The sequence below is a fragment of the Bacillus sp. DB-2 genome (assembly GCF_003315125.1).
Taxonomy (GTDB): Bacteria; Bacillota; Bacilli; order Bacillales; family Bacillaceae_G; genus Bacillus_A; species Bacillus_A mycoides.
The window spans coordinates 104,459-116,944 of record NZ_QNRN01000004.1 but is presented as its reverse complement, the minus strand read 5'-3'; the positions used below and the strand labels follow the sequence as shown (position 1 = coordinate 116,944).

The following is a 12,486-nucleotide window of genomic DNA, read 5'->3' as shown; positions in this document are numbered from 1 at the left end:
TAGTTTTTTGTTATTATTGCAACCAATTTATATAACCTCATCCTAAAATCTTGTGCTAACATATAATTAAGAAAACAGAAGCAGAGGGATATAGCATGAAAAATATCGGTTTAGTATTAGAAGGCGGCGGAATGAAAGGGTTATATACTGCAGGAGTACTCGAATATTTTATGGAAAGGGACTTATTCTTTCCGTATGTAGTCGGTGTATCCGCTGGAGCGTGTATGGGAGCAACATATTTGTCGCGTCAAAAAGGAAGAAATAAGAAAGTAAATACAGAGCTAGTAGCAAATCACAGGTATATATCTTATCGAAACTTAATTCAAAAACGTGAATTATTTGGAATGGATTTTTTATTTGATGAAGTACCAAACAAAATTGTACCGTTTGATTTTCAAACTTTCCTAAATTCAAATGAACAGTTTGTAATCGGAACGACTGATTGCGAATCAGGACAGGCAGTTTATTATAATAAAACAGAACATGGAAATGATATTTTAAAAATTATTCGTGCATCAAGCTCTGTGCCGTTTATAGCACCTGCTGTAGAATATGATAATCGAAAATTGTTAGATGGAGGGATTATAGATCCTATTCCAGTTTTTAAAGCGCAAAATGATGGTTATTTAAAAAACGTTGTTATAATGACAAAGCCAGAAGGATACGAGAAGCAGCGTAATAAATTTTCTGGACTAGCTAAAATTTTATATAGAAGATATCCAAAAATCGCAGAGCATTTAGTAGAACATTATCGTTTTTATAATGAAACTGTATCTTATATGAATCACAACGAACAAAAAGATAATTTTTATGTAATTCAGCCAAGCGCACAGCTTCCTATAAGCGGAATAGAAAGAAATAAAGAAAAGCTCGTTAATTTATATAATCTTGGCTATAAAGATGCTCATAATCATTATGAAAATTTATTGAATTGGATGGAGAAATAAAGGAGTGGAACGTTGGTATTAGGAAAAGAAGTTATTTTTAATGAATTGCAGAAAATGCATAGTCCTCTATATAAACCATTTCCGAATTGTGACATTCTAAAAGTACGGAAAGATTATAAAAATATATTTACAGAAGATGATTGCATAAGTTCTGATTTAAATTATTATTGGATGCATACAGCAGCAACTTTAAATTCTGTACTAAATAAAAAAGAAAAGAATATTTCGTTTCAGCAAATACAGTGGCTAAGAAAATCGTTTTTTGAATGGTTTCCACAATATCGTTTTCTAGAAACAGAAATTGTGAAGTATCCTATTTTGCATAGAGATTTTATGAATTATGAGAAGTCCCGGAAACTATTACTTTACTATCTTACTGAATAAAGACGAAGACGCACAGGTTAAATATAGCTTGTGCGTTTTTTTAGTTCATAAAATATACAATATTATCAACTTGTTTATATAGGAATTCTAATGAGAAGAAAGAAGTACATATAGAATGATATAAGGGAGAGAGAATAAGTTTAGTAGCCGTTTTCCTTTAAGTTATTGTCCAACTTGAATATAGTTATTTATGTTAAAATATTTCGAGTAAAATCAAGTTCTTAACGATTTTATCAAACATTAAACAAAATAAATTAGAAACGCAGAAGGGACAGCACTAACATGGAAAACGTGTCAAAGATAGATAAATTGGAATCAATAAAATCTTTACAATCGACAATTCGTAAACTTGAAAATGCTTTTTCACAGATGACTCAAAAAGGAGCAAATACTACCTTAGTAAAAAAAAGGCTTAAAGCCGTTTGCATAGGGCTAGCAGTGTTAGAGAACGTGTGGAATCAAGAAAGTCATCGGTATAGCCAAGAAGAGTTGGCAGAAGCTCGTAATGTCCTTGCTGGTTTGCTCCCATCAATTGAGAGAGCCTATGATAAGTCTAAAGATGGTAGTCCTCAAAGAACGCTTTTAACAAGACGGATAAAAGCGTTGGAGCTTTCTATTCAGGCAATTGATAAACTTTCTAATAAATAACTCATCTAAATACATAACATCCTAATCCTAAATTTTATAAAAGCAATCTAGTGAAAAGAAATACAAAGGAGGAAGATGGATGACTTCAATAATTAGTCCAAAGTTAGAGGAACTTAATAATCAATTGAAAAACGGAAACGAGAAAGCTTTTTATACTTTTTTGCATGAAATAAAGTCAAATAATACGCCATTAATAGAACAGTGTCCAGTAGATAATCGGTATAAGCTTATAACGTATATATGGTTAGGGGACCGAAAAACTGAAAACGTTTATGTATTCGGTAGTTTTCCTGGTTGGGATCTGTCTGTAAATCAATTGCAACGGTTGTTACATACAGATATTTGGTATCGAACGTTTAGAACGGATAAGCGTTTTATTTCAACTTACTATTTTTCAGTAAATGATTTTTTCGAAAATGATTGGATAAAGCGTAGTGAGCAGTACCGACTAGACCGATTTAATGGAAATGTATTTGGAGAAGATGCCAATAAAGCATCCGTGTTAGAAATAGATATGAAAGTGCCGTATGATAGTCGATTTCCTTCTAATCATTATCCATCTGGAGAAATTGAAACATATTCTTTCTATAGTTCAACTTTAAATAATACACGTAAGATTCATATTTATACTCCTCATAATTATTCTCAAACTTCACACCTTCATGAACTTCTCATTGTATTTGATGGGAATTCTTTTATTAAAGACCTTTCAATCACAAGAACACTCAATTATTTAATTTATAAAAAAGAAATTCCGTCTTGTATAGCTGTTGCTATAGATCCTGTTGATCGGCTAGAAGAGCTAACCTATAACGATAAAATGAATACATTTTTAACGGAGGAATTACTTCCGTGGATTCAAGCTAAGTATCACGTATATCAAGAAGAGAGGAATACAACAATTGCCGGTTTCAGTCTCGGTGGCTTAGCAGCTTTTTATGCAGCTCTTCAAAATCCACATATTTTCGGGAATGTGTTGTCAATGTCTGGATCCGTACATTGGAAAAAGGATGGCTTTGAAAATAAAATTCCGTGGATTGAAAATCAAATTACATCTGTAAATCCCGATACGTCTCAACCTCATTTTTATTTGGCAGTAGGACAACTTGAAAATGAACCCCTTTTAACGGCTAATAAGCGCTTATATAGAGCTTTAAAAGATAAGGGATACCAAATACTTATGAAGAGTTTCGAGGCGGTCATGACAGTGTTTGGTGGCGAGAAAAGTTATTTGATGGATTGAGAGCATTAAAACATACAAAAACCACACTATAAAATAAAAAGGAGAGAGAATCTATGAATCAAGATGAGCTAGATAAAAAACTTAAAAAACAAGAAATTTTAGTTAAAGATGAAAAAGTTTGGTCGTTCACGTATGAGGATCATATTAGTTCTATCGTTAAACAGGCAGAAAAGACAGGAGCGTTTAATGATTTACCTGGGAAAGGGAAACCTCTTAATCTTGATAAAGATCTTTCGTATAATCCTGACAAGCAACTTTATAGAACTTTGAAAAATAATCATGTTTTGCCTAGGTGGATTGAACTTTCAAAGGAAATAGATCATCTAAAAGAAAATTTAAAAGAACTAACGGATAATGCAGAAGCAGCTATGTTAATTACAACTATTAATAAAAAGGTCTCAGAACATAATTTACTTTGTCCGCCAAGTGCGCAAAAAATGAGGGTTAAAACGGATTTTTAGCTTTTTTTAATGAAACCATCTTTTGCAATATAATTGAGGTAGGCATTTATTATTTATCTTTAAAGGGAGGCAGAAGAAATGAAGAATACGTATCAGCTTCAATTACCGAAAGAACTAGAGCAGTATCGAAGTATTTTAGAAGAAAGTGTGAAACCGTATATTAAAGTGTCTGGAACGCAAGCAGAAACAACTCTTTTTGAAAGTAAGTTTGGTGGCTATCCGTATGTACCTATAAATCAAGAGCATCCTAAAGACTCGAACGGACAACCTATGATGCTACTTGCGCAGTTAAACTTTGAAGAAATGCCGCATATTGACACTATGCCCCAAAAGGGACTATTACAATTTTTCGTAAGTGCTGATGATGAACTTTTTGGAATAGATTTTGACCATCCAACTAGCCAAAAAGACTTTCGAATTATTTATCATTCTACAATAACGGAAGATTTAACTAAGGTTATTACTGATTTTAGTTATTTAAACACTTTAGATTTAGAGCATTTTATCATACCTGAAGCAGCTAAACTAAAGTTTGAATTGGATTATCAACCAGTAACATCAAGAGATTATCGATTTGAAAAAATTTTTAAGGAAAACATTGATTGGGAAGAAATTGTTGATGAAGAAAATAAAACAAAATTAGGCGAACTGTATGATGATCTATACGAAGATCAAGGGCATAAAATTGGCGGTTATCCATTTTTCACACAGACAGATCCGAGGGAATGGGAAGAAAAATACCAACAACACGATATATTATTGTTACAAATCGATACAGATGATTCATTAAATATTATGTGGGGAGATTCTGGTGTTGCTAATTTCTTTACACGTAAGGAAGATTTGTTAAACCTAGATTTTTCCAATGTTATTTACAATTGGGATTGTTACTAAAAATAGATAAATGGATTACTAGCTAGCAAAAGAAATCTTCCTGAAGGTGAGGAGGATTTCTTTTGCGTTAAAAATAAACGTTATGTTAACTAGAATGAAGAATACAATGAAAGTCAAGCGTAAATAAAAGAAATAACAACAAAAATATAAAATAATAAAACATATGTAATTAGCAATAAATCTATAAAGCAAAACATAAAATGAAATTTATCATTTGTATAGAAAAATTTATTTCGCATAAAAAAATTCCGTGCTAATCAAAATTATTTTTGGCTCGTTAAACGATAATCAATCGATTAAGATTTGCTGTGATTAATTTATAGCAAAATAAACGATAAAAACTGTAGAAATTCATTTAGATAAGATTTTATGTGAATCTCATTAAAAATCCCGTTTCATCTCATTAAGTATAGTTTACTTGGTTTTTGATACAGATAAACACTTACTCTATACAACTTTGTATAATATATATTATGTTAACTAGTAAAAAGTGATAAACTTATTATATGTTAGTTATGGTTGTTAGGCTCCCCTTTTTAATTTGGTTCATAATGTGTTGTAGATTGTGTGGTTATTTGTTTTTTAAGTTATTTATGTTGTGTTATTGATAAGAATGTTTCCGTGTATAATTTATATTTTAGTTAATAAAAAACGCAATTCGTTTAAAGTGAACGAATTGCGTTGATATGATTAAGAATAAGTTTTTAAAATTAGTTTGCTACAGCAATTGCTTCGATTTCGATTAATAATTTATTGTTAATCAATTTATTAACTTCTACAGCTGAACTTGCTGGTGGATTGTTTGTGTTGATGTATTGATCTCGAATATCTCTAACAATGGCCATTTGAGAAATGTCCGTCAAGAAAAATGTTAATTTTACTACATCATTAAAATTTAAGTCTGAAGTTTTTAATGCGATTTTAATATTTTCAAATACTTGTCGTGTTTGTGTAGCTAAATCATCAATTCCAACTATTTGACCGTCAGTATTAATTGCTACTTGTCCAGATATGTAAATTGTTCGTTTAGCGTTACTAACTTCAACTACATGTGAGTATCCAAAAGTTGCTGGCATAGTTTCCGGATTGATAAATTTCTTTTGCATGGCTCTTCTCTCTTTTTAATATCTTATTTTCTTTATATTAGGTTTTGATTTCGGATTATCCTCTATTTACTAATTATTGTCTATACAACATTCAGCTGCTACATATGCAAAAGTATATTAGTCATTTTAATTTAAAGTTTTTAATAGATTATGTACGTTTGATTTTTTTGAGCGCTTGTTATAATTACGCCTTTTTATATTAATTCTTCAGTTACCTTTGTATAGAAAAAGTGATACCACCAAATAAAAAATTCTTCGTAAGTTATTTCTTTTGAGTATCTGCTGCTTGCAAAGTATTCTTTTAAAGGCTTCTCATTTTCTTTACATAATAAAATCAAATCTGCACTGATCGTGTTCGCGATTTCGTTAAGTATAGATAAATCTACGGCTGTAAACACTGGGATAACAGGTTGTGAATTTTTATATAAGCCTAATTTTTCGTATAATACATTTGAATTTAAGTCTACTTGTCTAGCTACTGCTGCAAAATTTTCAACTAATTGCTTTTTCGTATAATTAATATCGATAATAGCATCGTGAAAATATTCTTCAAACGTTTCCTTATTCGCAGTTATTAAATTCAAAGTTGTATATCGTGTGTTTCTAAAAAGGCCAATTTGAACTTCCCCTAAATCCAAATACGTATTACCATACATTCCAAAGGACTCTTTGTCTGTTTGTTCTTGTTCTAGAATCGCATAATAATATCTTTTATTGTTTCCCAAAGGCCGTTCTGTTTCTAAATAGCTTTCTTCAATGTTAATTATTTGTCCAGAATCTAATAACACACCGCTATAAAGTAAAAGACTATACGATTCTTTAGATAAATAATTAAATGTCTCGATTCTTTTAGACATAGCATCAATTTGATTAGAATACTTTTCAATTATGTTAAGTGCAGTTTTAATTAGAGGCTCACATAGGTTATACAGTTTTTCTCCTTCATTAGCTGTTATAACCATACATGTTGGATAGTAACTCCCTTCTGTCTTATTCAATAAACCCTCTAGTTCTAATGCGTGCATTTGTTTTTCGAATTCCTCGTTAGTCCAATTTAGCTTCGTTTTTATAGTATTTGACTCAATTCCATGATGGAGCATTACAAGTAAATATTGAAGGTTTGTTCCGCTTATTTTTAAAGTTGGATAATTGTCAACTTATGAAATCATTTTTGTCTCATAAGTTGTTTTAAGTATTTTCTCCGGAGGATAATTAGCAAGCATTTTAAAATCCCTTCTTTTTTAGTAATTTAATTGTAAAATCTATGTATTTACTATGTTCTATAAATAAAAATAAGTATCCTTTAATGATTTCAAATAAAAAACCTTAGTATAGCTATGTTAATACCTATACTAAGGTTATCTAGAATTCTATATTTGGTTATTGCTATTTAATAGTTTATATTTAGACTTCTTTTTTCTTTCTTCAAGCATTTATAGACTCTCCTTCCTGTGGATAATTAGTTACCTATCTGCTTCTATAACATATAAAGAAACATACGGTCTTTGTTGTTTATAAGAAAGAATTTACTTAAACAAAACAATTCACAAATACATAATATTAGTTTTAGCTGCTGCTAAATGAATTCTATTTTTTATATATAAATAATAAATTTGAAGAATTTATGAAATGTACTGCATTTAAGATGAAAGGTAAAATGATATAGTTTAAACTACAATTAGCTACGATAACAACATACGTATATTGTTAAACGTAAAAAGGAGAACTAATGAAAAAGAAATATATGAATCAAATTCCGACTGATGTAAGTTTTAATCCGAAAGATATTATTGGTTTAATGACTGATTACTTTAAAATGAAAACAAAGCTGCGTCCTGTAAAGAATTTACCTATTGTTTTATCGAATAAAAATAATGAGTCTTTAGAGAGTGTGACATGGTTTGGGCACTCTGCTTCTCTTTTGAAAATAGAAGGTAAAAAATTGTTATTAGACCCTATGTTTGGAGATGCCTCTTCCCCATTTCCTGTGTTTAATAGTAAGCGGTATAGTGGTGCTTTTTCTTTAGAACATGATGAACTTCAAGAAATTGATGCGATTATCATTTCTCATAATCACTATGACCATTTAAATTACAAGAGTATTATGCAGTTAAAAGATCGCGCAAAGCACTTTTATGTACCAACGGGAGTTGCGCAATATCTTATTAAATGGGGTATTTCACCTAGTAAAATTAGTGAACATAATTGGTGGGAGGAAATTACGTTTGATAATATTAAGTTAGTTTGCGCTCCTGCAAGGCATTTCTCTGGACGAAGTATGACAGATAAAGATCGTTCTTTATGGTGTTCATGGCTTATTCTTGGTCAAGAAACTAAAGTTTTCTTTAGCGGTGATAGCGGTTATGCGCCTCACTTTAAGGAAATTGGTGAGAAATATGGTCCATTCGATCTTACTTTAATGGAATGCGGGCAGTACGATACGAGATGGTCTGCTATTCATATGTTGCCAGAAGAAACAGTACAAGCTCATATTGACGTTAAAGGAGAATTGCTTGTTCCTATTCATTGGGGTGCTTTTACGTTAGCATTACATGAATGGAGTGATCCTATTGAACGTGTTACGAAAGAAGCAAATCGTTTAGGGGTTAATATTGCAACGCCACAAATTGGTGAAGCTATTACGTTAAAATCTAGAGAATATCCTACGTCAGCTTGGTGGCGAGAAGTATAATTATAATAAAAAGCGAACCGATTTAATATTGATGGTTCGCTTTTTATTCATTTATGACTCATCTATTAAAATTTTTTGTTTTATCTACTGGAATTGCATTTTTCATCTTTTCTGTTGTCCAATATCCTGTAGGGTCTTCTATATCGTTTGAATCTTGAATAGCAGATGGGATATTGGGGGATTTTTTCACTTGAGTAAGAGTATCTTTTTTGCTAGAGGTTGCCAATGCTAAGTAAATAATTAAGGGTATTATAATAGTAACACTAGTTATATATATCCAAAATAAGTGATTTCCTTTTTTTATGAGCTCCTCCTTCTATTACATACTAATCTCCCCTAATTACTACTTTACTATATTTGCTTTCCCGCTATTTAAAATACTCTCCCTCACGTTAAATTTTATCTTTAGTTTCACTTCGACTACATTAGCTATTTTCTGTTACTGCTTACACTCATTTATGTATTGAATCTATTGGGCTGTTCTGCTGAGCTAATTCTTTATTCTTATATTCTACTAATTTATGATTTGATAAAACGAAAGAGTGCTCTAATATTAATTCATTATAAAGTACTTCAGTTAAAAATTTAGGTATCACCTCTCCTACGCCGTAATTATAGTCACTTAGAATCCAAGATACCTCTTTCCAATCTAGAATTCCTTCTGAGACTTTTTTTGGAGTGTGATATGTAAATTCATTAAGTAGCTCTACTAAATAGACATACATGCCACCAGAATATGAGGAATCCTCCCATTTAATAATGCCTTTAAATTGAATTTGATTTTGTTCAACATCTATATTTGTTTCTTCTTTTATTTCACGAATTGCATTTTCTAACGGTGTTTCTCCTTTTTCTATCTTCCCTCCTACACCGTTCCATAATCCTTTTACAGGATCATATTCTCTATTTAGCATAAGTATTTCTTCATTTCTTTTTATAAAACATAAAGTGTGCTTGTACATAATTTAATTCCTTCCTTTGTTCTTAATAAGTTCTAACAGGCGATATTAAATATACTGCTGCAGATTGTTCACCTGCTTCAATTAATATCGGTCTCATGGAACCGCCAAAACTTAAAGTAACTCTATCTTCTTTTATTGCTTTTAAAGTATCGACCATATATCGTCCATCGAAAGATATATTTAATTGCTTTTCGCCGTGAATAGCATCTATTTGTTGTGTCTCAGATATTTTACCAATCTGAGAAGCGTTAGAAGAGATTTGTATCGTGCATTCGTCGATGATTTCTAAGTTAACGTTGTTGTTTGCCCATTCACTAGCCAATAAACTTGACCGATCTACACCTTGTAAAATCTTTTTTCTATCTATATTAATAACCGTTTGGGATTCATTTGGAATTAGGACGGATATATTAGGATATTTTCCTTCAATAAGCCTTGAATACAACGTAATTGTACTGAATTTAAAAATAATGTGACTCTCTGAAAGATATATGTATACTAAATTTGAATTACTGTTCATTAATTTTAGTAGTTCACTAATAGTCGAATTTGGTACAATGCAATTTAATTTCGCATGTGAAGAAATGGGTATTTCACGTAAAGCCAGTCTGTGCGAATCAGTAGCAGCACAAATTAATTTGTTATGATCAATAACGAAATGTACGCCAGTAAGAACTGGTCTAGATTCATTTTTAGCAGTTGCAAAGACAGTTTGTTTGAATACCTCAATCAGCTGTTCCGTTTCTACTTGTATTTCTGTATGTGCGTCTAAAAATGGTACATTAGGAAATTCATTTGCCGAGAGTCCATTTAAGTTTAAAGTAATTTCATCTGATTGAATTGTAATCAACTGCTCATTCATACTTTTTATTAAAATCTCACTTGGCATTTTCTTAATAATTTCAATGAAATACTTTGCTGGTACAACAATACTCCCTGCTTTTAAAATAGTTGTAATTTGTTCGTCTTCAATTGAAATAGGTATAAATTTTTCAATGAAAATATTCGAATTACTTGCGATTAAAGTAATTCCAGATTGATCTGCTGTTATCTTTATTCCGGATAATATAGGAATTAAAGTTTTTGTTGAGATAGCTTTACTTACTTCTGAAAGAGCTTGTGTAAATTGTTTGTGATTAACGATAAACTCCATTTTTCCCCCGCCTTAAATGAAATACTATCTTTATGAAGATTGATGAATAATAGTTCCATTAAAAATATAAGGAACTGTTTCTTTCTTTTGTAAAAGGCTTTTTAAGTGTTCTGGTATACGTAAATAAGGTTCTGCTGAATCTAATTCCATCCAGGTAATCTCCTCAATCTCTTTTGGCCGTGATATACAGATTTCCCCTCCGATTATTTCTCCTAAAAAATTAAAGAAGATTGCATGATGTCCTCTCTCCTCAAAAAAGGCTTCACTAATGGAACAAACCCCTTTTACGGATATATCTAGCCCTGTTTCTTCTTTCACTTCACGAATTGCTGCCTCTTCTAACGTTTCCCCGAATTTAACTGCTCCACCTGGTAAAGTGTAATAAGAACCATTTTCCCCTTTGTTTTTAACCATTAATAGCTTTTCATGAGTTTCATCATATAGAAGTGCGTATGTAACATTTACTTTTTTCATATGTAACCCCCTTGAATGGTGAGAATTTTCTGTCTTTATTTTATTCTATCATTAAATTGCTTGGATTCATAAAAAGTAATTTGAGTAAATAACTAATACGAAACGAATTAGATTTTTTGAATGGCATCCATTGTTTATACATTATGCTGTAATGAAAAAGAGCCCTAGCATAAGGACTCTTTCTTAGCATTAAGCTATTTTTCGATTTAACTGTTTTATTTCCTTCTTCTTTTCTGCATTTGGAGGGCGAATTAATATAGAGATAACGAATGATATAATACTTAAAACACCGATTGTAATGAAGGTTGGTTGAAACCCTCCAAGTAGTGCTCCAATGAATGATCCTGCAAGTGCACCAAATCCGAAACCTTGGTAAACAATCCCGTAGTTTGTACTATGGTTTTTTAATCCGAAGAAATCCCCGACAATGGCTGGGAATATAGTGATATTACCACCAAAGCAAAAGGCGACACTTGCTACACAAGCAAAATAAATCCCGTAATTTAGTGGAATAAAACTTAAAGTGAAGACGGATAATCCAATAATAATAAATGTAGCCGAGACGATTTTTAATCGACCTATTTTATCTGATAACGTTCCAAGAATAATTCTACCTATTGTATTAAAGATTGCAATCATTGCGACGGCATTAGCGGCCGTCGCTGTACTAAGACCAACGAGCTGCACCCCAATGTCTTTTACCATACCGATTAAATATAAACCACCCATACAGGAAGTGAATAGCATAAAAAACAAGAAATATACTTGTTTAGTGCGCATCATTTCACGCGGAGTATAGTCATTGTGTAATGTTTCAGCCGTAGTGTTACTTACAATTGCTTCACGTAAGAAGAACGATCCGATTAATACTAAAAGTAAGACGATAATACCCCAATATAAAAATGCTTGTGATACACCAAGACTATCGATAAGATTTCCGTTTACATATCTAAAAATTAAGCTTCCCATTCCATATGCTGAAACAGATATACCAGAAATAAGCCCTTTACGGTTTGGAAACCATTTAATTAAATTAGATAGTGATGTAATATATGCTGTTCCATCAGCGTATCCAACGACAACACCGGCTAATAAATAAAGTAATGGTAATGAGGAAACTTGTGAACTAAGTATTAAACCGAGTCCTAAAACAATTCCTGCAGTAGCGATAAGTTTACGAAGTCCAAATTTTTGTTGTAGCTTTCCTGCAAATAGAGTTGAGAATGATAAAGAAAAACTCGTAATTGAGAACGTGATCGCGACTGAATTGAGATTCCATCCAAACTTACTTACAAGGGGTTGATTAAATAAACTCCATGTGTAAATTGTTCCTAGGCCAATTTGAACAATGATTGTACCTAGAACAATTAGCAATGGATTTATAGATGTTTGTTTCATGCTAACTGTCCCCTTCTTTTATCATGACATGAATTTTCACAGTTAGTATATCCATGATAAATTGCAAGATACTGTACGGAAAATGGAAATTGAGTTAGCTTACACAAAAAGACACTTCATCAAG

General features: G+C 31.5%; 13 protein-coding genes and 1 pseudogene. 7 read left to right on the top strand and 7 right to left on the bottom strand.

The window, feature by feature from the left end; translation table 11 throughout:
• Positions 1-95: 95 nt before the first annotated feature.
• The 6 genes and pseudogenes from DET63_RS08395 to DET63_RS08370 all read left to right on the top strand — a co-directional run bounded on the left by DET63_RS08395 (position 96) and on the right by DET63_RS08370 (position 4,577).
• Entirely contained in the window at positions 96-947 is an 852-nt protein-coding gene (locus DET63_RS08395; RefSeq protein WP_113936399.1) for a patatin-like phospholipase family protein, read from the top strand.
• 12 nt (positions 948-959) lie between these two features.
• Positions 960-1,331, top strand: coding sequence for a YxiJ-like family protein (locus tag DET63_RS08390; RefSeq protein WP_113936398.1), 372 nt, complete (start codon positions 960-962; stop codon positions 1,329-1,331).
• Between the two features lie 282 nt (positions 1,332-1,613).
• Positions 1,614-1,979: a hypothetical protein gene (locus tag DET63_RS08385; RefSeq protein ID WP_113936397.1), complete on the top strand. Its 366-nt coding sequence runs from the start codon at positions 1,614-1,616 to the stop codon at positions 1,977-1,979.
• 79 nt (positions 1,980-2,058) lie between these two features.
• A pseudogene (locus DET63_RS08380) lies at positions 2,059-3,254 on the top strand (alpha/beta hydrolase-fold protein).
• 21 nt (positions 3,255-3,275) lie between these two features.
• On the top strand, positions 3,276-3,683 hold the full coding sequence (locus DET63_RS08375; protein ID WP_113936396.1) for a DnaJ family domain-containing protein: 408 nt from the start codon (positions 3,276-3,278) through the stop codon (positions 3,681-3,683).
• Between the two features lie 78 nt (positions 3,684-3,761).
• On the top strand, positions 3,762-4,577 hold the full coding sequence (locus DET63_RS08370) for a YwqG family protein (RefSeq protein ID WP_113936395.1): 816 nt from the start codon (positions 3,762-3,764) through the stop codon (positions 4,575-4,577).
• Positions 4,578-5,287: 710 nt separating this feature from the next.
• On the opposite strand, the gene DET63_RS08365 is transcribed toward DET63_RS08370, so the two are convergent.
• On the bottom strand, positions 5,288-5,683 hold the full coding sequence (locus tag DET63_RS08365) for a RidA family protein (protein ID WP_113769500.1): 396 nt from the start codon (positions 5,681-5,683) through the stop codon (positions 5,288-5,290).
• A 194-nt stretch (positions 5,684-5,877) separates the two neighbouring features.
• The gene (locus tag DET63_RS08360; RefSeq protein ID WP_258550632.1) at positions 5,878-6,645 is read right to left on the bottom strand and encodes a hypothetical protein; all 768 of its coding nucleotides are present in this window, start codon (positions 6,643-6,645) and stop codon (positions 5,878-5,880) included.
• A gap of 767 nt (positions 6,646-7,412) precedes the next feature.
• On the opposite strand from DET63_RS08360, the gene DET63_RS08355 reads away from it, so the two are divergent.
• Positions 7,413-8,375 (top strand): MBL fold metallo-hydrolase, encoded by a 963-nt coding sequence (locus tag DET63_RS08355; protein ID WP_113936394.1) that lies wholly within the window; start codon positions 7,413-7,415, stop codon positions 8,373-8,375.
• Positions 8,376-8,433: 58 nt separating this feature from the next.
• On the opposite strand, the gene DET63_RS31020 is transcribed toward DET63_RS08355, so the two are convergent.
• From DET63_RS31020 to DET63_RS08330, 5 genes are all read right to left on the bottom strand, one after another.
• Complete coding sequence (locus DET63_RS31020) at positions 8,434-8,679, bottom strand: hypothetical protein (RefSeq protein ID WP_113936393.1); 246 nt, start codon at positions 8,677-8,679, stop codon at positions 8,434-8,436.
• Positions 8,680-8,827: 148 nt separating this feature from the next.
• Positions 8,828-9,337 (bottom strand): NUDIX hydrolase, encoded by a 510-nt coding sequence (locus DET63_RS08345; RefSeq protein ID WP_113936392.1) that lies wholly within the window; start codon positions 9,335-9,337, stop codon positions 8,828-8,830.
• Between the two features lie 22 nt (positions 9,338-9,359).
• Positions 9,360-10,490, bottom strand: coding sequence for a DNA polymerase III subunit beta (gene dnaN, locus DET63_RS08340; protein ID WP_113936391.1), 1,131 nt, complete (start codon positions 10,488-10,490; stop codon positions 9,360-9,362).
• Positions 10,491-10,520: 30 nt separating this feature from the next.
• Positions 10,521-10,964, bottom strand: coding sequence for an NUDIX hydrolase (locus tag DET63_RS08335; protein WP_016101906.1), 444 nt, complete (start codon positions 10,962-10,964; stop codon positions 10,521-10,523).
• A gap of 189 nt (positions 10,965-11,153) precedes the next feature.
• On the bottom strand, positions 11,154-12,362 hold the full coding sequence (locus DET63_RS08330) for an L-lactate MFS transporter (RefSeq protein WP_113936390.1): 1,209 nt from the start codon (positions 12,360-12,362) through the stop codon (positions 11,154-11,156).
• Positions 12,363-12,486 lie beyond the last annotated feature (124 nt).